Source organism: Streptomyces sp. NPDC002676 (assembly GCF_053592455.1).
On the sequence record NZ_JBSFVT010000013.1, the window covers coordinates 207,934 to 228,954 of the forward strand.

A 21,021-nucleotide genomic window follows, 5' to 3' on the forward strand; every position below is an offset into this window, starting at 1 on the left:
TCCCGCGTACCGAACGAGAGTTGAGAGGCCAGACCATGTCGCAGTCCGCCGAGGTCCCGGGGGCGCCCGACGAACTGGTCGGGCCGCTGGAGCGGGGGCTCGCCGTGCTCCGCGCCGTGGCCGCCGGACCCGAAGTCCGGCACCGCCCGGGGGACCTGGCCCGTACGACCGGTCTGGCCCGCTCGACGGTCGACCGGGTCGCCACCACGCTCGTCGCCCTCGGCGTCCTGCGTGCCGAGGGCCGGGACCTGCTGCTCGCCCCGCGGTCCGCCGAACTCGGCAACGCCTACCTGGCCGCCTCCGGCCTCCCCGACGCCCTCGGACCGCACGCGCTCGCCCTCGCCGACGCACTGGACGAGTCGGTGTCGGTCGCGGTCCCGGACGGCGACGGGGTGCGCTTCGTCGCCCAGGCCGCCCGCCGCCGCGCCATGGCGATCTCCTTCCGGGTCGGCGACCTGCTGCCGGCCGAACGCTGCGCGCCCGGCGCGCTGTTCGCCGCCGACTGGGACGAGAAACGGTGGGCTGCGTGGCGGGCACGGCGCGAACGGGACCCGGCGGACGCCGGCTTCCCTCAGGTCCCGCCGCGGCCGACGGGCACCCGGTCACCGGTCACCGAGGAGGTCGAGGCGGCCTTCCGCGTACGGATGCGTCAGGCCCGCGCGGACGGCTTCGCCGTGGACGACCAGCTCATCGAACCGGGCCTCGTCGCCGTCGCCGTGCCCGTACGGGACCCGGCGGGCGCGCTGGTGTGCGCTGTCAGCGTGGTCAGTCACAGCAGCCGGCACTGCGCAAAGTCGCTCGCCGAGCAGGCGTTGCCACCGCTGCGCCGGGCGGTCGCCGCCATGGAGGCGGCCCTGGCCACGGCGGCGACCTCGGCCGCCGCCGCGCCGCCGCTCCAGGGGCCGGCGCAGTCGGGCAGCGGCGAGTTCAAGGAGGAGCTGGGCTCGGGCTTCCTGCAGTCGCTCGCCCGGGGCCTGGATGTGCTGCGCGCCTTCGGCGCCGTACGCGGACCGGTGCGGCTCGCCGAACTGGCCCGGCTGACAGAGCTCCCTCGCGCGACCGTCCGCCGCTCGCTGATCACCCTGCGGCACCTGGGGTACGTGCACGAGAACGCGTCCGGGTTCCAGGTCCTGCCCCGGGTCCTGGAGCTCGGCCACGCCCGTCTCTGCGGCCTGGACCTGGCCGCGATCGCGACCCCGCACCTCGCCGCGCTGGTGCGACGGGTCCACGAGTCCGCATCCGTGGCCGTCCTCGACGGCGACGACATCCGCTACGTCGCCAGGGTCGCGAGCGCCCGCATCATGCACATCGACATCGACGTCGGCACCCGCCTCCCCGCGTATGCGACCTCGATGGGCCGTGTCCTGCTGGCGGCCCTGCCCGAGCCGGACCTGGCCGCACACCTCGCCCGGATCACCCCCGAGGCGCTGACCCCGCACACGGTGACCAGCAGGGAGGGGCTGCGCGAGGTCGTCGTGGCGACCGCGGAGCGCGGCTACGGGTGGGTGGAGCAGGAGCTGGAGGAGGGGCTGCGCTCACTGGCGGCGCCGGTCGTTGACGGCACGGGCCGGGTGATCGCCGCGGTGAACGTGGCCCTGCACGCCGGCCGGGCCACCCCGGAGGAGAGCCTGGCCGTGCTGCTGCCGCACCTGCGGGAGACGGCCGCGCGGATCGGCGCCGACCTGGCGGCGGTGAGCCGCTTCTCGCCCGTGGCCACCGGCTGAGTCCGTCGTCCGCCCGCGGGTGACGGCCGGTCAGCCGCCGTCCGCCGCCGGGCGGAGCGCCGCGACCGCGTCGAGCATCAGCTCCAGGGCGTACGGGTACCCGCTGTTGCGCATGTCGGCGGCGAGCAGCGGCAAGGTCGCGGCGATGTTCGGGTGGGTGTCGGCCGGCAGCCGGCCATACACCTCCTGCCAGACCTCCGCGTCCGCGTGCCGCGCCGCCTTCGGCAGCGCGAGCGCGGCGGCGTCCTGAGCGGCGAAGGCGAGCGCCTGGTCGACGAACGCGTGGTAGATCCGCACCGCGAGCGGGTCCGGGAAGCCGCCGGAGCGCAGGATGCCGAGGATTCTCTCGACCGCCCGCGTCTCGTTCGGCCGCCCGGTCGTGCGATGCGCCGCGAGCAGCGCGGCCTGCGGGTTCGACTGGTACAAGGCGTGGATCCGCAGCCCGATCGAGCGCAGGTCGGCACGCCAGTCGCCGGTGCTCGTCCAGCCGTCCTGGGCGCGGCCGATCAGCTCGTCCGCGAGGGCGAGCAGCAGGTCGTCCGTGTTGCGGAAGTAGCGGTAGAGCGCACTGGGATCGGCGCCCAGTGCGGCGCCCAGCCGCCGTACCGACATGGCCTCCGCTCCGTGCTGCGCGACGAGGCGCAACGCGGTCTCGACGATCAGCGCCTCCGACAGGACGGCGCCCTGCTTGGTGGGGCGGCGGCGCTGCCGCCTGCCTTCGGGAACCACGCGCTCGGCCATGCCGGGACCTTACGTCAACACCATTGACGTGTAAACGGCCGTCCCGCTTCCATGACGCCCACCAAGTCCGCCGTCTCATGCATGGGAGCCACCTATGGCCACAGCCGATCTGGTCTTCACCCGCGGTCCCGTCTTCACGCTCGGTCCGGCCCGCACCCGGGCGACCTCGCTCGCCGTCGTCGGCGACCGGATCGCGGCCGTCGGCCACGACGAGGTGCTGGACCTCGTCGGGCCCGGCACCGAGGTCGTCGACCTGACGGGGAAGCTGCTGCTCCCAGGGTTCCAGGACGCCCACGTCCACGCCGTCGCCGGCGGCCGGGAGCTGGCCGAGTGCGACCTGACCGGCACGGTCGGCGTCACGGACTACCTGGACCGGATCCGCGGCTACGCGGACACGCACCCGGACCACGCCTGGATCACCGGCGGCGGCTGGTCGATGGAGAGCTTCGAGGGCGGGCTGCCCACCCGGCAGCTGCTCGACTCCGTCGTGCCGGACCGCCCGGTGCTGCTCTCGAACCGGGACCACCACGGCGCGTGGGCCAACACCCGGGCGCTCGAACTGGCCGGGATCACCGCCGACACCCCTGATCCGGCCGACGGCCGGATCGAGCGGGAGGCGGACGGCTCCCCCAGCGGCATGCTCCAGGAGGGCGCGATCGGGCTGGTCGCCCGGCTGGTGCCGGCCGCCACGCCTCAGGACCGGCTGGCCGGTCTGCTGCGGGCCCAGAAGCTGCTCCACTCGCTCGGCATCACAGCCTGGCAGGACGCGCTGCTGGGCTCCTTCGGCGGCATGCCCGACCCGTCGGACGCCTACCTGACCGCCGCCCGCGACGGTTCGCTCACCGCCCGGGTCACCGGTGCGCTGTGGTGGGACCGGGAGCGGGGCTCCGAGCAGATCGACGAACTGGTGGCGAAGCGCGCGGAGTTGCGGCACGGCCGGTTCCGCGCCGGCTCGGTGAAGATCATGCAGGACGGCATCGCGGAGAACTTCACCGCCGCACTGTCCTCCCCGTATCTGGACGGCTGCGGCTGCGCCACCACCAATACCGGCATCAGCTTCGTCGACCCCGAGGCGCTGTGCGGGTACGTGACCGAGCTGGACGCCCTCGACTTCCAGGTGCACTTCCATGCGCTGGGCGACCGCGCCGTGCGCGAGGCCCTGGATGCCGTCGAGGCCGCGGTGGCCGCGAACGGCCGGCGCGGCAACCGCCACCACCTGGCCCATCTCCAGGTCGTCCACCCGGACGACATCACGCGGTTCGCCCGGCTCGGGGCGATCGCCAACATCCAGCCGTTGTGGGCCGCCCACGAACCGCAGATGGACGAGCTCACCATCCCCTTCCTCGGGCCCGAACGGGCCGCCTGGCAGTACCCGTTCGGCGAGCTGCTGCGCGCCGGGGCGACCCTGGCGGCGGGCAGCGACTGGCCGGTCAGCAGCCCCGCGCCGCTGGAGGGCATCCATGTCGCGGTGAACCGCCGCGCCCCGGAGGCCGGGGACGACCGGGTCTTTCTCCCCGAACAGCGCATCGACCTGCCCAGCGCGCTGGCCGCGTACACGGCCGGCTCCGCTCATGTGCACGGTCTCGACGACACCGGCAGCCTGGCCCCCGGCCACCTCGCCGACCTCGTCGTCCTCGACCGTGACATCCTCACCGCGCCGCCGGAGGAGATCGCCGAGGCCAAGGTCGAGCGGACCTACGTCGGCGGCCGGCTCGTCCACGCGGTCTGACCGTGCGTCCGACCGTGCGTCCGACTGTGCCGGACCGAAGAGGCCCGAACGTCGAGGGTGGTCGGCACGAGCGTCCCGCACGGCTCCTGGCGGCCGTGCTCCAGGACGGCGACGAGGAGTTCGAGCCCGGCCTGCGCGACCTCGTGGGGCCGCAGGCTCACCGTCGTCACCGGCGGTTCGGTGTACAGGGCGGTCGCGTCCTCGCTCACGCAGACGAGGAGCAGGTCGTCGGGGACCCGGTAGCCGTGCCGGCGGGCCGCGTCCAGGATGAGCGGCGGGCTCGCCTCGGCCACGACGAACAGCGCGTCCGGCCGCTCGTCCCCGCGGGCCGGGTCCCCCGCCAGGGCGGTCTCGACGGCGCGGACGACCGGGCCGTTGCCGGGCGCCTCGGCGCGCACGACCCGTTCGGGCACGCGGTGCTCGGCGCACCACACGTGGTAGGCGGCGAACACGGCGGTGTGGAACTGGGTCGTGCTGTCGGGCGCGACGAGTGCGGGCCGCCGGGCGCCCTGCTCGCGCAGGTGGTCCATGCTCGCGCGGACGGCCGCGCCGGCGTCCACGTCGACCCAGTGCGCGCCGGGCCGCCCCTCCACGGAGCGGTCGCTGAACACCGGGATCCGGGCGGCGAGCAGGTCCTCGACGATCCGGTCCTCGGCGACGGGGTCGGCGACGACCACCGCTTCGAGCGGCAGTTCGGCCCACTCGCTCTGCAGGGAGCCGGCGGGCAGCAGCACCACGGCGTAGCCGCGCTCCAGCGCGGTCGCGGCGGTGGCGCCGGTCAGCCGGGCGAAGTAGGGCGACTCCAGGAACGTCCACGGCGCGTCGGCGAGCTCCCCCACCACGTAACCGATCAACCTGGCCCGCCCCGAGCGCAGTTGACGCGCGGTGGGATGGGGCCGATAGCCCATTCTGCGCGCGGTCTCGCGGGCCTTCTCCCGCACCTCCGCGGAGAGCCGTCCGGTGCCGTTGAGCGCCGCCGAGACGGTCGTCTTGGACAGGCCCGCCTCGCGGGCCACGTCGACGAGCCGGACGCGCGGGGTGGGCCGTGAGGGCTGCGCCGACTGTCCGGCCTGCCGTGAAACATCGGTCATGGGTCGATGCTGCCACCCTCGTGACCTCTGGAAAACCGTTCCCGCAGGGCCTTGTGCGGGAACGTTCCCGCATCAATACTCGCTCCATCCCCCAGCGCCCGTCACTACACCCGTAAAGGGGTGGGTCTGCATGCGCATGCCCAGAACCATCGCGTTCGTCGCGTGTACGGCCGCACTCGCGGCCACCGCCACCGCCTGCTCCGGCGCCACGCGGAACGCGGACGGCTCCACCGGATACCAGGTCGAGCCGACCTCGCCGGCCGCGAGCGGCCCGCTGCCCTCGATCACCTGGTCCCTGTACGCCGAGCCCTACACGCTCGACTACGCCCTCGCGTACGACTACCCGCCGAACACCGTGCTCGCCAATGTCTGCGAGCAACTCATGCGCGTCACCCCGGACATGAAGGTCGAGCCCGGCCTCGCCGAGAAGTTCGACCGGCCCGACCCGCGCACCCTCGTCTACACGCTGCGCCCCGGGGTGAAGTTCCACGACGGGACAGTCATGACCGCAAACGATGTGGTCGCCTCCCTCAAGCGGCACACCGACCCGGCCACCGGCTCTCCCTGGGCCTCGGCGTTCAAGAACGTCTCCAGCATCGAGAAGAGCGGCCCGCTGCAGGTGACGATCCGCCTGTCCAAGCCCGACGTCCTGCTGCCCGAGCTGATGGCCGCCTCCCCCGGCACCGTGGAGAGCGCCGCGACGCTCGCCAAGGCCGGCAAGACCTACGGAACCCCGAAGGGCGAGGTGAACTGCACCGGCCCGTACGCGCTGGACCGCTGGACGCAGGGCGAGAGCATCACGCTGAAGAAGTACGACGGGTACTGGGACCGGGGGCTCGCCCCGAAGACCGGCCGGGTCACGTTCACCTTCATCGAGGACCCGGCCGCCCGCACCAACGCCTTCCGGTCCGGTTCGGCCGACGGCGGGTACCTGGTGCCCTCCTCCTCCATCGCGCAGCTGCGCGCCGGCGCCAAGGGCAGGTTGCTCTTCGGCCCCAACACCGCCGCCGCGAACCTCGCGGTGCTGAACTTCAAGGGCGCCCTGGGGGACCTCCGGGTCCGCCGGGCGCTGTCCATGGCGCTCGACCGGAAGAACATCATCAAGGCCGCGGCCGGCGGCGTCGGCGTCCCCGCCAAGGCCCCCGCGGCCCGCGGGGCCTGGGCACTGGACCCGAAGAAGACCGCCGCGGTCTTCGACTCGGTGCCCGAGCCGAAGTACGACGTGAAGGCGGCCCGGGGGCTCGTCGAGGAGGCCGGCGCGAAGGGCCGCAAGATCGTCATGGTCACCAGCTCGCTGGCCCCCGAGATCAGCGTCGTCGCCATCGCGGTGCAGGCCGCCGCGAAGGAGATCGGCCTGAAGGTCGAGCTGAAGCCGGTCGCCCCCGAGGCGTACAGCAGCATCTTCGTCGACCCGAAGGCCCGAGCCGGCCTCGACCTGGTCGTCACCAACGGCTATGACAACACCCCGGACCCGCTGGAGTTCTACCAGTACCTGCGCACCGGCGACTTCGGGAACTACGGCAACTGGTCGAACGCCGAGTTCGACGCCGCCTTCGACCGCGCGAACGCCGAGCCGGACGCCGCGGCCCGCACCGACCTCACCGCTCAACTGCAGAAGATCGCGCTGCGCGAGCTGCCGATCATCCCGGTGTACGAGGCGCCCTACTCGGTCTTCCTCGGCGAGCGGATCACCGGCGCGCCCACCGGCATCGCCCAGCTGTACTACCCGTGGGCCGCGACGATCGGGGCCGCGAAGCGATGACCCGCTACCTCGTCGGACGCCTCCTCGGCCTGGTGACCGTGCTGCTCGTGACCTCCGTCGTGGTCTTCGGCGCCCTGTACCTGGCCCCCGGCGACCCGGTGTCGTTCCTGCTCCACGGCCGCCCTGCCACCCCTGAGGCCGTGGCCTCCCTGCGCGCCCAGTACCACCTCGACGACCCGCTGCCCGTGCAGTACGTCAAGTGGCTCGGCGGCGTCCTGCACGGCGACTTCGGCCGCTCCGCCCAGTTCCACCAGGACGTCGCAGGCCTCATCGGCTCCCGGCTGCCGGGCACCGCCCTGCTTGTCGGCTACGCGGCCGTGCTGGTCGTCGTACTCGGCGTGGCGGGCGGGATCCTGGCCGCGCTGCGGCCGGGCCCGCTGGACCGGGCGGTGCTCATCGGCACCGGCGTGGCCACGGCGACCCCGTCGTTCGTCACCGCCATCGCGCTGGTGTCGCTCTTCTCCGTCCAGCTGGGCTGGTTCCCGGGACCGGGCGGCACCACGTCCGGCCTCGGGGACCGTCTCTACCACCTGACGCTGCCCGCCTTCGCGCTGGCGCTGACCTTCGCGGGCCTGCTCGCCCGCGTGACCCGCTCGGCGATGCTCGACGAACTGGGCCGCGAGCACGTGGAGGTGGCGCGCGCCCGCGGTGTCGCGGAGCGGTCCGTGGTGCGCCGGCACGTGCTGCGCAATGCGCTCGGCCCGGTCGTCACCGTCGGCGGCACGATGCTCGCCGGCCTCTTGATCAGCACCTCGATCGTGGAGACCGCCTTCGACGTGCCAGGCCTCGGCTCCCTGCTCGTGCAGTCGGTGACCGCGAAGGACTTCGCCGTGGTGCAGGCGATCACCCTGCTCAGTGTGGCGGCCTTCGTCCTCGTCAACTTCGCCGTCGACCTGCTCGCTCCACTCGTCGACCCCCGCCTCTCGCTCCACGGGGAGGGCTCCTCATGACCACCACCACACCCTCCGCCGCCCCGACGGCCGACGACGCGGCCGACGCGCTGCGCCGCCGACCGGGCCTCGGCAGACTTCGCATGCTCGGCCAGGGCCCGCTGTTCACCGCCTCGGTCGTGGTGCTCGCCGTGCTCGTCCTGGTCGCACTGCTCGCCCCCGTCCTCGCCCCGTACGACCCCGATACCGTCGATCTCTCGGCGAGCCTGACCGGAACCAGCGGCGGGCACCTGCTCGGCACCGACCAGTCCGGCCGGGACATCCTCTCCCGGCTGATCCACGGGGCCCGCACCGGACTGCTCGGGCCGCTGCTGGTCGTCGGGGTGTCCACGCTCCTCGGCACGCTGCTCGGCCTGGTCGCGGCCTGGCGCGGCGGCTGGGCGGACGCGCTGCTGTCCCGCGCCATGGACATGGCCTTTGCGATCCCCGGTCTGCTCCTCGCGATCCTGCTGGTGGCGGTCGTCGGCTCGGGCATGACCGCGCCGGTGATCGCCATGGCCGTGGCCTACACCCCGTACGCGGGGCGGCTGGTGCGCACAATCGCCCGGCAGGAGAAGGCGCGCCCGTACATCGAGGCGTACCGGGTGCAGGGCTGGTCCGGCTGGACGGTCTGCGTGCGCCATCTGCTGCCCAACATCGCCCCGACGATCTTTGCGCAGTCCGCGATGAACTTCGGCTACGCGTTGATGGACCTGGCGGCGCTCTCCTTCCTGGGCTTCGGCGTGCAGCCGCCGACCGCCGACTGGGGCGCCATGATCAACGAAGGCCAGTCGGCCATCCAGCAGGGGGCGATGCTGCCCGCCCTCGCGCCGTCCGCGTGCATCGTGCTCGCCGTGGTGGCGTTCGGCATCGTCGGCGAGGGGCTCGCCGACCGGATCTCCCGGCGGGAGCGGTGAACGGTATGACGCAGCGCACGGAACCGGCACCCGTCCTGGAGATCGACGGGCTCGGGGTCCGCCTCGCGGCCGGCCACGCGGCCCGGCCCATCCTGGACGGCGTCAGCCTGCACGTACGGCCCGGGGAGACCGTCGGCCTGGTCGGCGAGTCCGGCTCCGGCAAGTCGGTGGCCTGCCGCAGCGTCCTCGGGCTGCTGCCCGACGGCGCGCGCGTCAGCGGGCAGGTCAGGGTCGGCGGACACGACGTGCTGAGCATGGACCGCACACAGCTGACCGCCCTGCGGGCCCGGCAGGTCGCGATGGTCTTCCAGGACCCGCGGGCCTCCGTGAACCCGCTGCGCCGGATCGGCGACTTCCTCACCGAGGGTCTGCGCGCGGCCGGGACCCCTGCCGCCGCGGCGACCGCCCGGGCCGAGGAACTCCTCGCCGCGGTCGGCATCCGCGACCCGCGCGGCGCGCTGCGCCGGCATCCGCACGAGTTCTCCGGCGGCATGCTCCAGCGGGTCGTCATCGCCGCGGCGCTCGCCGCCGAACCGGCGCTGCTCGTCGCCGACGAACCGACCACGGCCCTCGACGTCACCACCCAGGCGGAGATCATCGCGATCCTGACCAGGCTGCGGGTGGAGCGCGGCACCGGCCTGCTCTTCGTCACCCACGACCTGGAACTGGCCGCGGCCGTCTGCGACCGGGTGTACGTGATGTACGCGGGCCGGATCGTCGAGACACAGGGCACGGACGCGCTGTTCGACCGGCCGCGCCATCCGTACACGGCGGGCCTGTTCGCCTGCACGCCTCGCATCGAGGCGGGCGCACCGGCCCCCCGGCCGATCCCGGGCCGCCCGGTCTCGCTGGCCGAGGCGCCGCCCGGGTGCGCCTTCGCCGCGCGCTGCGCCCACGCGCTGCCGCGCTGCCGCGAACAGACGCCCGCACTGGCTCCGTACGGCGAGGGTCTCGCCGCCTGCCACCGCGCCGACGAAGGGATCACGCTGTGACCGAGCCATCGAAGGGACTGGTCGTCGAGGGACTGCGCAAGCGGTACGGGGACCACACGGCCGTCGACGACGTGTCGTTCACACTGGCGCCCGGCGCCTCACTCGCGATCGTCGGGGAGTCCGGCAGCGGCAAGACCACGACGGTGCGCATGCTGGTCGGACTGGAGCGGCCGGACGGCGGCACGGTCCGCCTGGACGGCCGGGACCGGTCGGCGAGGCCCCGGAACCGGGCCGAACGGCTGGCCCGTGCCCGGGAGATCCAGATGGTCTTCCAGGACCCGTACCTCTCGCTCGATCCGCGGGTGACGGTGTCCGGCTGCCTCGACGAGGTACTCCGGCTGCACACGGCACTCGACGCCGCCGCCCGCCGGGCCCGGGTCGCCGAACTACTCGACCAAGTCGGCCTCGGCGCCCGTGAGGCCACGGCCCTGCCACGTCGGCTCTCCGGCGGCCAGCGCCAACGCGTTGCCATCGCACGGGCGTTGGCGGTGGAGCCGAGGGTCCTCGTCCTGGACGAGGCGGTCGCGGCACTCGATGTGTCCATCCAGGCGCAGATCCTCGACCTGCTTGCGACGATCCGCCGCGAGGCGGGTATCGGCTACCTGTTCGTCACCCATGACCTGGCGGTGGTCCGGCACATCGCCGATGCGGTGCTGGTGCTCAAGACGGGGCGGGTGGTCGAGACCGGCCCCACCGCCCGCGTCCTGGACGCCCCGGAGCACCCGTACACCCGGCTGCTCCTCGCCTCCGTGCCGCGCCGCGGCTGGGACCCGGGGCGCAGGGCTTTGACGGAGGCCACGTAGACGGCGAGCCGAGGCCGGGAGGTTCTGACGAAGGCTCAGTACGCGGAGTTGACGTTGTCGATCGAGCCGTAGCGGTGGGCCGCGTAGTTGGCGGCGGCGGTGATGTTGGCCACGGGGTCGGTGATCTTGTTGGCCGTGCCGGCGACGTGGTAGGCGTTGAAGGTGGGGTCGATGACCTGAAGGAGACCCTTGGAGGGGATGCCCTTCTGGGCGTTGACGTCCCAGTTGTTCTGGGCGGTGGGGTTGCCGCTGGACTCGCGCATGATGTTGCGCTTGAGGCCTTCGTAGCTGCCCGGAATGCCCTTGGCCTTCATGATCCGCAGGGACTGCTTGATCCAGCCGTCGAGGTTGTTGCCGTGGCCGTCGTTGGTGGCGATGGTGGCCGTGGCGGAGGTCTTGACCTGGGGGGCCTCGGCAGCCTGGGCGGCGGTGGGCATCAGGGTGAGGGCGGCGGCTGCGGCGCCGGTGGTGGCGATGCCGGTGAGGGTGATGTTGCGGAGGCGGGCGATGCGGGTGCGGGTGATGGTGGCCATGAGGAAGGAACTCTCCAGTGGGGTCGTCGTCGGCGCCGGCCCGCGAGGGGCGCGGCGTGGGGGCGGTGGCCCGCGCTGGAGGCCGGAGCGGATGGGGCTGGTGGTTTTGGCCCTGTCCGTCTGGTGGCTCCTGGCGGCGATAGCCATCCTGAGCGGCTCATGGCGTTTGATGCAATGGTGTGACGTACTATCCGACTTCGGATAAATGTCCGCTATTGGGTGTTTTGGAAGGTTTCTTCGCTGTTCGCGGGGGGTGCGGTTCTACGATCCTGGGCCGGATGTGATCTGCGTCCTGTGCGCCGCCTCACGCCTCCGGGGCCTCTCGGGCCCGATATCCGGCGGTCGGGAGGGGGGCACCCACACCCGGCGTGGCGACGGATGAACGGCAGAATGCCCGCATGACCCTCCGATGCGCTGTGCTGGACGACTACCAGGGCGCCGCTCTCGCCCTTGCGGACTGGAGCCCTCTCGCCGACGACGTCGAGGTGCGCACGCTCCGTGAACACATCGGCGACCGGGAGAAGCTCGCCGCCGTACTCGCGGACTGCGAGATCGTCGTGGCCATGAGGGAGCGCACCCCCTTCGACGCGGATCTGCTGCGCCGCCTGCCCCGGCTGCGGCTGCTGGTGACCAGTGGGATGCGCAACGCCTCCATCGACCTCGCCGCGGCGGCGGCTCAGGGCGTGACCGTGTGCGGTACGGCGAGCAGCTCCACCCCGCCCGTCGAACTGACCTGGGCCCTCCTTCTCGGCCTGGCCCGGCATGTCACCGCCGAGAACCGGGCCCTGCGCGAGGGCGGGCCCTGGCAGTCCACCGTCGGCCAGGACCTGCACGGCCGGACCCTGGGCCTGCTCGGGCTCGGCAAGATCGGCACCCGGGTCGCCCGCGTCGCCGGTGCCTTCGGCATGGAGGTCCTTGCCTGGAGCGAGAACCTCACCGCCGAGCGAGCGGCCGACGCCGGCGCCCGACTTGCCGTCAGCAAGACGGACTTGCTCAGCCGAAGCGACTTCGTGTCCATCCACCTCGTCCTGTCCGACCGCACCCGCGGCCTGCTCGGCGAGCCGGAACTGCGCGCGATGCGCCCGCACGCGTACCTGGTGAACACCTCCCGCGCCGCCATCGTCGACGAGAGCGCACTCCTGCGCGCCCTGCGGGAGGGATGGATCGCCGGCGCCGGTCTCGACGTCTTCGCGACCGAGCCACTCCCCGCCGACGACCCCCTGCGCTCCCTGCCGAACGTGCTGGCCACCCCGCACCTCGGGTACGTCACCGAGCACAACTACCGCACCTACTACACGGAAGCGGTCGAGGACATTGCCTCCTTCCTCGCCGGTACCCCCGTACGACTGCTGACGGGCGGCTGATCTCCGGCCTGGAGGAAACGGGCGGGCCCCCGCCGCTCCCGGAAGGAGTGGCGGGGGCCCGACCGCGTCGGTGTGGGTCAGTGGAGGGCGCTCACCTCCGTTGCCGAGAGCGTGCGCGGGTAGACGTGGACGTCGGCCACGGAACCGGGGAACGCCATGTACGGGGTCGTGGCCGACGCGCTGTTCACGCAGCCGCCGATGGTCAGGGGCAGGGAGGAGTCGTACTGCGGGCTGAGGTTGGTGGCCACGCCCATCTGGACGCCGTCCTGGTAGAGGGACATCGTGCCCGTGCTGGAGTCACCGGCGACCGGGGCCCGGTAGGTGGCGACCAGGTGGGTCCAGGTGCCGACTACGCCGGTGCCATAGCCCCCTTCCGCGGTGGGGAAGTCGGAATTGTCGCCGTTGGCGGTCGTGGTCTGGAACATCCAGCCCTTGTTGCCACTGTCGTAGGAGATGTAGAACGCCTGGTGCGTTGTCGTTCCCTGACAGATGGCCGTGGTGCCCAGCGCCGAGTTGATCTTCACCCAGGCGGAGACCGAGTAGTCGCCGAGAGTGTTGACCGCGCTCTGCTTGCTCTTCAGGAAACCGGTGCTTCCGTCGAAGGCGACGCTCCCGGACAGTCCGCTCGGTGCGTCCGGACCGAAGGTGGCGCCGCCGGCCGGGGTGAGCGGGTTGAGGGAGGCGGAGTCGGTGCCGTCCGAGCCGAGCTTCCACTCGTCCTCGGGCATGCCGTTGGTCCAGCCGGCCGGGACGATCACGCTGTTCGCGTCCGCCTCGCTGGCCTCCATCGCGTACGGGAAGACCTGCACGTCCGAGACGGAGCCGGGGAACTGGTTGTACGGCGTGGTCGCGTCGGGGGTGTGGACGCAGCCGCCGACGGTCAGGGGCAGCGAGGAGTCGTACTGCGGGGTGACGTTGCTCGCCGTGCCCATCAGGGTGCCGTTCTGGTAGATCGACATCTTGCCGGTGCCGGGGTCGCCGTCGACCGGTGCGGTGTAGGTGACCAGCAGGTGCGTCCAGGTGCCGAGCACGCCGGTGCCGTAGTCGCCCTCGGCGGTGGGCCACTGGGCGTTGTCGTCGTTGGTCGTGGTGGTCTGGAACATCCAGCCCTTGTTACTGCTGTCGTAGCCGATGTAGAAGGCCTGGTGCTCGCTGGTCCCCTGGCAGATGGCGGTGGCGCCGGCGACCGCCGAGTCGAGCTTCACCCAGGCGGAGACGGTGTAGTCGCCGAGGGTGTTGACCGCGGTGTGGTCGCTCTCCAGGAATCCGGTGCTGCCGTCGAAGGACGTGGCGCCGGCGGGGGCGTTGAGCGCGTCCGGTCCGGCCGCGTTGAAGGTTGCCCCGCCGACCGCGGTGAACGGGTTGTCCCCGCGCGCGTCGGTGCCGTCGGTGGCCAGGTCCCACTCGTTGTCGGGAGTGTCGCCGCCGGTGGCGAGCGGCACGATCAGGTTCGGCGCCATGCTGACGACCTGGGTGTTGGTGTCGTTCAGGTACCGGCCGGCCAGGTCGGCGTAGTACGCGTCGGACGGGTTGCCGTTGTAGAGGTCGGCCGTCTTCACGGTCGAACCGGTGGCCGTGCCGTCGGTGGAGACCGCCGAGGCGAAGTCGATGATCTGGGTCGGGTAGTTGAGGAGCAGGTCGTTGTTCACCTGCTCGCGTGCGGCCTCCTGCGTCGCCGTGCCCGGGTGGGCGGCGGTGAACGGCGGGATGGTGGTGAGGTAGACGGTGATGTTGGCGTTCTCGGTGAGCGGGCGGCCGGAGGCGTCGTACGCCAGACCGTCATCGGTGTAGTACGAGGTCAGCTGGCTGTTGAGCGAGGCCAGCCCCTTCTCCACGTTGGTGGCACAGGTGTTGGCGTCGCTGGTGCAGTTGAGCAGGTCGGTGCCGCCGTTGGAGATGAGCACGGTGCGCACGTTGCCCTGGGCCAGCACATTACGGTCCAGCGGGTTGAGCGCGTTGTTCGGGTTGTCGCTGTTGGTGATCTGCGGCAGGCGGTTGTTGCTCAGGCTCCAGCCGTTGGTGCCGGCGTTGAGCACGCCGTAGTCCACGGTCCCGTCCCCGTTGGGGTCGTCGACGATGGCACCGGTGATGGCGTCGCTGAGGTGGTGCTTGCCGTCGCCGCTCGCGTTGTCCGCGTTGACGTTCTGGTCGCCGTAGAGGACCAGCGAGCCGGTGGGGGCCGAGGTGGGCGTGGTGACGTCGATGCCGGAGAGGTACGGCAGACCGGTGTACGTCGTCTGTGTGAACGCGGTGGCCGAGGTGTCACCGGTGCGGTTGGCCGCGTCGCTCACCCACACGGGGTTCTGTGCCGAGGCATGGCCGGGCATCGCGGACACCGAACCGTGCACCTGCAGGCTGACCAGCACGGTCGCCTGCTGCGCGACGGCCAGCGTCACCGGGTCGCTGGTGACGTCGCCACCGGCCGGGATGGTGACGGAGGTGGCGCCGCCGAAGGTGAGCGCCTTCGGCGCCGCGGCTGCTGTCGCGCCGCCCGCGGTGGCGTCCTGGACGGCGGCCGAGGCCGCGTCGAAGGTCACGGGCGCGGTGCCCATCGCGTTGGACAGGTGGATGCGGACCCCGTTGCCGTCGTCGGTGCCGATGCTGACGTGCGCCGGGATGCGCAGCGTCTGCCCGTTGACGGTGGCCGTGCTGCCGCTGGTCAGCGTCACCTTGGCGGTGTCCTGGACGGAGGACCAGGTGCCGACCCAGTGCTGGGCGCTCGATCCGCTGCCGGTGAGGGTCAGCGGGCGCACGCCCATCCCGACGATGTGCAGGGCGGGCTGACCGGCTTGGACGCCGTTGGTGAACAGCGGCAGAGAGATGCTGCTGACGGCCGAGCCGGGACAGACCAGCGGGACGCTGAAGGCGAAGAGCTTCGGGCCGCTGCTGGGGCTGGTCTGGGTGTTGTTGCTGTGGTTCTCGTGCACCAGGGTCACCGAGGCCGTGGAGGCCGAGCCGCTGATCCAGTCAGGCACGGTGTCCAGCTGGTAGGACTGGTCGGCGGGGGCGCCGTTCGGGTCCAGGCAGTTGTTCTTGGCGTAGGTGATCGTGCCGGTGGCGCCCTTGGCCGTGCCGTTGGTGGCGAAGCCGACGAAGACCACGGCGTCACCGGTGTTCACCACGCCGCTGCCCGGCACGGTGACGGTCTGCCCGGAGGCCAGCATGTTGTCGTAGGTGCCGGTGCCGAACTTCGGCAGCGTGATGGCGGCGCCGTCGACGGTCACCGTCTTGCCGCTCTGCCAGCCCGACGCGGTCGTCAGGTCGGCGGAGTTGATGCTGTTGCCGTAGCCGTCGGCGTCGGCCGGGCCGGTCGTGGTGGTGAAGGTGCTGGTGGCGGTGTTGTTCAGGCAGCTGCCGGTGTTGTTGATCGCGCAGCTCAGCGCCGGCGCGAGCCGCAGCACGTCGATGCCCGCCTGGTAGCCGGTGGAACCGGGGTTCTTGCCGGTCAGGGTGAGGGTCAGGGTGTGCACGCCCTGCTTGAGGGTGAGCAGCGAGCCGTTCGCGTCCTTGGGCATGCCCAGGTTCACGAACCGGGTGGTGACGTAGGAGTTGTAGGCGTCGAAGCTGCTGAGCAGCGTGGACTGGGTGGGCTTGCCCGCGTCCAGGACCAGCCGGTAGATGCCGTAGTCCTTGGCCTGGGTCAGGTTGGCCCCGAAGCTCCAGGGGCCGTCCTTGGGGATGTCGAAGCTGAACGTCGCGCTGTCACTGCCGCCGACCTTCGAGGTGGTGCTCTTGTTGGCGAGCATGGCCTGGTAGCCGTCGGCGAACTCGTAACCGCTGCCGGCGGCCTGGCTGATCAGCTGACCACCGGTGCTGGTCGTGGTCGCCTTGGGCACCACGGTGGTCGTGTTGTCCGCGTTGGTCGCCGTCCAGCCGCTGATCATCTTGTCGCCGTAGGCGTACGTCGGCGTGCTGGTGCCGGCGTAGAAGGCGTAGGACGTCTGCGCGATGGATGTCGAGCCGGCCTGGTCCACGGCCTTGGCGTACAGGGTGTGCGGTCCTGCCTTGGCCGGTGCGAAGGCGGGGGAGGCGCTGCCGTTGATGACCGCGGTGCCGGTGCCGGGGCCGTTGTCCGAGCTGACGTAGTACGGCTTGCCCGGGACGATCGTCGTGGTCGTCGTCCATTTGGTGACGGTGCTGCTGTACACCGTGTTGCCTAGCGTGCCGTCCAGCGAGAACAGGTACCCGGTGATGTTGTTGGTGTGGTTGTTGCTGATCGTGAAGGTGCCCTTGTCGCCGTACGCGGCACCGATCTGCTTCGCCGGGAACTGGCTGGACGTCACCGTGGGCGCGGGTGGCGCAGTGGTGTCCACCGTGAAGGACTGGGTCTTGGTCCAGATGCCGGAGCCGGGGCCCACCCAGTAGCCGGCCGCGTTCTGCGCCGTGGCCTTCCAGGTGTAGGCGCCGTCCGCCAGGTACGGGGTGGTCCAGTCACTGCCGTTGGTGTTGTACCGGGCACGCTTCTTGGAGTCGAGGCCCGGGCCGAAGCCCTGACCGACCAGGGTGCCCAAGGAGTTGTAGACGTTGTACTGGATACGCACCAGTTCGCTGCCGCCGGCCAGGTCGGGGTCGACCGCGCGCGCGGACAGCGTCGGGGTGTGGGTGGTGGTCATCGTCTTGCCCATGCTCACCGAGGACGGCTTGATGGCGGGGGTGCCGGTGCCGTTCTTGAGCTTGGGCCGGTAGCTGTAGGTGACCGACATGGTGGCGCCGCCGCCGAACGCGAGCTGCTTCCACTGGTGCGGGTCGTTCATGTCGGGCGACTGGACCATGAGCGTCATGCTCTTCCAGCCGCCGGCCGCCGCGCTCTGCGCCCGGGAGGTCACGTCGAACTCCAGGGAGGGCGGGCTGACCCAGGAGTGGGCGCCGTCGGTGACGGGGCAGGTGCCGGCCTCATGGCTCTTGGGGTTGGTGCCGAGCGAGCCGGTACGGCCCCCGGGCTCGTGGCCCCAGTACAGCGAGGAGGAGCCCCATCCCGCGGGCCGCTCGGTGCCGTAGACGGCGGCGGGGGTGTCGTCGCAGGAGGCGGCGGAGAGCTCCTTCACGAAGAGCGAGGCATGGCTGACCACGGCACCCTTGATGCCGCCGGTGTTGATCTGGTAGTAGGTGCGGGCGCGCTCGCCGTTGCCGGGGGTGTTGTTGTCCCAGCCCTCGCGGGCGTTGGTCTCACCCGTGGTGGACGTCGAGTTGTAGACGTTCCAGCCGTTGTCGGAGATCCGCGCCCAGTCCAGCTGGGACGGCCTGCCGCTCCACTCCGGGTCCACGTAGACCGGGTAGGAAGTGCTCTTGGAAGTGAGCAGCTTCTTGTCCAGGCCGAGCAGTTGCTTGCCGCCCTTGAGGGTCACCCGGACCTGGGCGCGGTGCTTGCCGGTCTTGACCGCGGACTTGTGCTCGGCGCGTGCGGCCGAGACGGTCGCCGTGCGGCCCGGGGCCGTGTCGGCGGCCTGGTGGCCGGCGCTGTCCCACATCAGCGCGGTGTCGCTGTGGAACACCGTCTGGCCCGTGCCCTTGTCCGTGGCCTGCGCGCCGCCGTTGCGGGTGGGGCTCAGCCTGAGGTCGGCCGACGTGGTGTTGAACGCGAGGCGCTGCAGGCGGGGATCGGCCGCCGCCTTGGGCGACTTGACCACCAGGATCGAGGAGTAGCCGGAGGCGTCCGCGGTCAGCTGGAGGTCGACCTGGGGCAGTACCTCCGGGTACGTGGCGGTGTCACCGGATACGATGGGCTTCGGTAGTTTGCCCGGCCAGGAGAAGCCCAGTCGGTGCTTGCCGTTGCGCATCGTGACCAGCGCGCCGGAGCCACCGTCGGAGAAGGCCACGTCCGTGACGGCGGCCTTGGGTGCCCAGGTCCCGTCCGCCCGCTGCGACAGCGTGGTGTCGATCGGCACCCACTTGCCGTGCTGCCGGGTGCGCTGCGGCATCGAGGAGTCGGTGCGGGTGAAGGTACCGTCCGGGTTGGCCACCACCACCGTTCCCGTGTCGGTGAGCTGATCGATGGTCACCGGCTTGCCGGTCGCCTTTGCGCGGGCGGAGGCCGACTCCGTCGGATTGAGACGCCTGGCGGCGGACTGGGAGCGCGAGTGGTGCGACTTCGACTTGGGCGAGTCGGCGGGAGTAGCCGGCGCCGCGTGGGCCGACACCGTCGCGGTCAGTGACCCGGCGGCCAGGGCCGCGACCACGGCGACGGCGATGGGTCTGGACGAGGGACGTCTGGACGCACGCAGGGGTGTGCGAAATGCGGACATCGAGAGTGGGATTCCTTCGCGGGTCTATGGCGGTCCCCCCGTGGGCCCGCAGCGCTGTGCATTCTGAGGGGCCGTAAGGATCAGGTCCATCGCCTCGTGATCACCAACTGGCCGACACAAGACCGTTTTTGATCGTTGCGCGCCAACTTGCCCTGTGAAGAAGGTGAGTTCTTTGTGATTCCTCTGGAAAGACTTTGCCGAGGCTGTCGAACCGAGGTCCTACCTTGACCAAGCGGGGGGCTAGATCGACTTGTGCCTCGCTCCTTTTGACGTGCACTCAAAGCTGCCCAGTCCAGGGGGCTTTGGGTGCTTCTTTGATAGCGAAGGGGGTCGCACGCATGGTGCGAAGAACGGGGTGGAGACGCAGACCGGGGGTTTTGCGCTCCCGATATCTACGTCGCCGTACGGCGCTCGCGGCGGCCGGTGCCCTGGTGCTCACGGGACTGCTTCCCGCCCAGCTGGCATCAGCTGCGGCCTCTGCGCCGAAGCGCCATGTGTCGGCTCCGGCCGTTCCGCATGACAAGCACATCCCGTTCACCCGCGCCACGCCTCACAAGGGCGCCGCGCACAAGGGGTTCAAGCATTACGACCCCACCGTGCGCGTGAAGCTGCCCGCGCCGGGCAGTGTCGAGGTCACCCTGCCCGTCGCCGCCGCCTCCACGCGTCTGTCCGCCAAGGCGACGCAGGTGCGGGCCGGCAGCACCCCTGTCCTGCTCGGCGCCGCCGCTGCCGCACGGCCCCAGGCGAGTGCCGTCACCGGGTCACAGCGCGTGCGGGTGACGGTGCTGGACCAGAAGACCGCGCGGGCCCTCGGTGTCCACGGTGTGCTCTTCACGCTGCAACGCACCAGCCCGGGAGGCGGCAAGGTTGCCGTGCGGGTGGACGACTCGTCGTTCCGCTACGCCTTCGGTGGTGACTTCGGCGCGCGTCTGCACCTGGTCCAGCTGCCCCAATGCGCCCTGCACACCCCGAAGTCGGCGAAGTGTCAGAAGCAGACGCCGGTGCGCACCGCCGCCGGTGCGGCGCTGTCCGCCCAGGTCTCCGTGCCGGCGAAGACCGCCGCCTCCTCGATGCTTGTCATGGCTGCAACAGCCGGGACCTCGGGTTCGTCCGGTGACTACTCCGCGACGAGCCTGTCGCCGTCGGGTACGTGGTCGACCTCCGGCAACACCGGTGCATTCACCTACAGTTACCCGATCACGGTTCCGGCGGCGATCGGCGGCTCGCCCCCGAAGGTGGACCTGTCGTACGACTCCTCGGGCCAGGACGCGCGCACGGAGGGCACGAACAACCAGTCCTCGTGGCTGGGTGACGGCTGGTCCACGACGGAGAGCTTCGTCGAGCGCACCTACAAGGCGTGCAGCGACGATTCGTCCTCGGGTGCGCCCAAGAACGACGGGGACCAGTGCTGGGCGGGGCAGATCCTGACCCTGTCGCTGAACGGCAAGTCCACGCAGATCGTCTACGACGACACCACCAAGACCTTCCACCCGGCCCAGGACGACGGCACCACGAAGATCGAGGACCTGACCGGGTCGGCCACGAACGGCACCGACAACAAGGAGTACTTCAAGGTCACCCAGGGTGGCGTGCAGTACTTCTTCGGTTACAACCGGCTGCCGGGCTGGTCCAGCGGCAAGGACGAGACGCAGTCCGTCTGGACCATGCCGGTCTACCACGCGCACGACGGGTTCTCGGCGTGTCCGGACAGCACGGACTTCGCCGCCACCTCCTGCACGCTGGGCTACCGGTTCAACCTGGACTACGCCGTCGACCTGCATGGCAACGCCACCGCCTGGTACTACACGCCGGAGACCGGCTACTACGGCGCGGACATGAAGGACACCGCGGTCTCCTACACCCGCGGCGGCACTTTGGCGCGTATCGACTACGGCATGACGTCCTCGACGATCTACTCGGGTACCGCGCCGGCGCAGATCCTCTTCGGCACGGCCGAGCGCTGCATCGCGGGCACTCCCGCGGGCAACACCTGCGCGGACAGCCAGTTCACGGTCGCCAACGCGGCGTACTGGCCGGACGTGCCGATCGACCTGAACTGCACGTCCGGCTCAACGAACTGCACCACCCACGGGCCGAGCTTCTGGTCGCGTAAGCGCCTGACGTCGATCACCACGCAGATCCAGAGCGGTGGGGCGACGAAGCAGGTCGACAAGTACAGCTTCACCCAGTCCTT

12 protein-coding genes and 1 pseudogene are annotated in these 21,021 nt (G+C 71.3%); 9 read left to right on the plus strand and 4 right to left on the minus strand.

All coding sequences use genetic code 11. The annotated features are described in order from the left end of the window. The first annotated feature begins 35 nt into the window (after nt 1-35). A complete protein-coding gene (locus ACWD3E_RS30090) occupies nt 36-1,724 on the plus strand; it encodes an IclR family transcriptional regulator domain-containing protein (protein WP_451390731.1) in 1,689 nt (562 codons plus the stop codon). Nucleotides 1,725-1,754: 30 nt separating this feature from the next. Here ACWD3E_RS30090 and ACWD3E_RS30095 read toward each other — a convergent pair whose 3' ends face one another. Continuing rightward, a complete protein-coding gene (locus ACWD3E_RS30095) occupies nt 1,755-2,465 on the minus strand; it encodes a TetR/AcrR family transcriptional regulator (protein ID WP_451390716.1) in 711 nt (236 codons plus the stop codon). 94 nt (nt 2,466-2,559) lie between these two features. On the opposite strand from ACWD3E_RS30095, the gene ACWD3E_RS30100 reads away from it, so the two are divergent. Beyond that, the gene (locus ACWD3E_RS30100) at nt 2,560-4,194 is read left to right on the plus strand and encodes an amidohydrolase (RefSeq protein WP_451390717.1); all 1,635 of its coding nucleotides are present in this window, start codon (nt 2,560-2,562) and stop codon (nt 4,192-4,194) included. Here the strand turns inward: ACWD3E_RS30100 and ACWD3E_RS30105 are convergent. Further along, nucleotides 4,161-5,285 carry a LacI family DNA-binding transcriptional regulator gene (locus ACWD3E_RS30105; protein WP_451390718.1) on the minus strand — a complete coding sequence of 375 codons (1,125 nt, stop codon included), beginning with the start codon at nt 5,283-5,285 and terminating at the stop codon, nt 4,161-4,163. The genes ACWD3E_RS30100 and ACWD3E_RS30105 overlap by 34 nt on opposite strands. 130 nt (nt 5,286-5,415) lie before the next feature. Here ACWD3E_RS30105 and ACWD3E_RS30110 point away from each other — a divergent pair, with 130 nt between their 5' ends. Genes ACWD3E_RS30110 through ACWD3E_RS30130 form a run of 5 tightly spaced genes read left to right on the plus strand, consistent with a single transcriptional unit; the run spans nt 5,416 to nt 10,688 of the window. Then, nucleotides 5,416-7,047: an ABC transporter substrate-binding protein gene (locus tag ACWD3E_RS30110; protein ID WP_451390719.1), complete on the plus strand. Its 1,632-nt coding sequence runs from the start codon at nt 5,416-5,418 to the stop codon at nt 7,045-7,047. Continuing rightward, nucleotides 7,044-7,997: an ABC transporter permease gene (locus ACWD3E_RS30115; protein WP_451390720.1), complete on the plus strand. Its 954-nt coding sequence runs from the start codon at nt 7,044-7,046 to the stop codon at nt 7,995-7,997. Before ACWD3E_RS30110 ends, ACWD3E_RS30115 begins: the two co-directional genes overlap by 4 nt. Continuing rightward, nucleotides 7,994-8,893 (plus strand): ABC transporter permease, encoded by a 900-nt coding sequence (locus ACWD3E_RS30120; protein ID WP_451390721.1) that lies wholly within the window; start codon nt 7,994-7,996, stop codon nt 8,891-8,893. The genes ACWD3E_RS30115 and ACWD3E_RS30120 overlap by 4 nt, the downstream gene beginning before the upstream one ends. A 5-nt stretch (nt 8,894-8,898) precedes the next feature. Continuing rightward, nucleotides 8,899-9,885 carry an ABC transporter ATP-binding protein gene (locus ACWD3E_RS30125; RefSeq protein ID WP_451390722.1) on the plus strand — a complete coding sequence of 329 codons (987 nt, stop codon included), beginning with the start codon at nt 8,899-8,901 and terminating at the stop codon, nt 9,883-9,885. After that, on the plus strand, nt 9,882-10,688 hold the full coding sequence (locus ACWD3E_RS30130; protein ID WP_451390723.1) for an ABC transporter ATP-binding protein: 807 nt from the start codon (nt 9,882-9,884) through the stop codon (nt 10,686-10,688). The genes ACWD3E_RS30125 and ACWD3E_RS30130 overlap by 4 nt, the downstream gene beginning before the upstream one ends. 35 nt (nt 10,689-10,723) lie before the next feature. On the opposite strand, the gene ACWD3E_RS30135 is transcribed toward ACWD3E_RS30130, so the two are convergent. Next, on the minus strand, nt 10,724-11,221 hold the full coding sequence (locus tag ACWD3E_RS30135) for a transglycosylase SLT domain-containing protein (protein WP_451390724.1): 498 nt from the start codon (nt 11,219-11,221) through the stop codon (nt 10,724-10,726). A gap of 398 nt (nt 11,222-11,619) precedes the next feature. Between ACWD3E_RS30135 and ACWD3E_RS30140 the strand changes: the two genes are divergently transcribed. Beyond that, nucleotides 11,620-12,585 (plus strand): D-2-hydroxyacid dehydrogenase family protein, encoded by a 966-nt coding sequence (locus ACWD3E_RS30140; RefSeq protein WP_451390725.1) that lies wholly within the window; start codon nt 11,620-11,622, stop codon nt 12,583-12,585. A gap of 77 nt (nt 12,586-12,662) precedes the next feature. Here the strand turns inward: ACWD3E_RS30140 and ACWD3E_RS30145 are convergent, their stop codons facing one another. Continuing rightward, nucleotides 12,663-18,827 (minus strand): LamG-like jellyroll fold domain-containing protein, encoded by a 6,165-nt coding sequence (locus ACWD3E_RS30145; RefSeq protein ID WP_451390726.1) that lies wholly within the window; start codon nt 18,825-18,827, stop codon nt 12,663-12,665. Nucleotides 18,828-19,204: 377 nt separating this feature from the next. Between ACWD3E_RS30145 and ACWD3E_RS30150 the strand changes: the two are divergent. Further along, nucleotides 19,205-21,021 (plus strand): annotated as a pseudogene (locus ACWD3E_RS30150) (RHS repeat-associated core domain-containing protein); the annotation flags it as partial.

Excerpts from the sequence above, each read along its gene's own strand:
- ACWD3E_RS30090 (WP_451390731.1), top strand. The coding sequence starts at position 36 with ATGTCGCAGTCCGCCGAGGTCCCGGGGGCGCCCGACGAACTGGTCGGG.
- ACWD3E_RS30095 (WP_451390716.1), bottom strand. The coding sequence starts at position 2,465 with ATGGCCGAGCGCGTGGTTCCCGAAGGCAGGCGGCAGCGCCGCCGCCCC.
- ACWD3E_RS30100 (WP_451390717.1), top strand. The coding sequence starts at position 2,560 with ATGGCCACAGCCGATCTGGTCTTCACCCGCGGTCCCGTCTTCACGCTC.
- ACWD3E_RS30105 (WP_451390718.1), bottom strand. The coding sequence starts at position 5,285 with ATGACCGATGTTTCACGGCAGGCCGGACAGTCGGCGCAGCCCTCACGG.
- ACWD3E_RS30110 (WP_451390719.1), top strand. The coding sequence starts at position 5,416 with ATGCGCATGCCCAGAACCATCGCGTTCGTCGCGTGTACGGCCGCACTC.
- ACWD3E_RS30115 (WP_451390720.1), top strand. The coding sequence starts at position 7,044 with ATGACCCGCTACCTCGTCGGACGCCTCCTCGGCCTGGTGACCGTGCTG.
- ACWD3E_RS30120 (WP_451390721.1), top strand. The coding sequence starts at position 7,994 with ATGACCACCACCACACCCTCCGCCGCCCCGACGGCCGACGACGCGGCC.
- ACWD3E_RS30125 (WP_451390722.1), top strand. The coding sequence starts at position 8,899 with ATGACGCAGCGCACGGAACCGGCACCCGTCCTGGAGATCGACGGGCTC.
- ACWD3E_RS30135 (WP_451390724.1), bottom strand. The coding sequence starts at position 11,221 with ATGGCCACCATCACCCGCACCCGCATCGCCCGCCTCCGCAACATCACC.
- ACWD3E_RS30140 (WP_451390725.1), top strand. The coding sequence starts at position 11,620 with ATGACCCTCCGATGCGCTGTGCTGGACGACTACCAGGGCGCCGCTCTC.
- ACWD3E_RS30145 (WP_451390726.1), bottom strand. The coding sequence starts at position 18,827 with ATGTCCGCATTTCGCACACCCCTGCGTGCGTCCAGACGTCCCTCGTCC.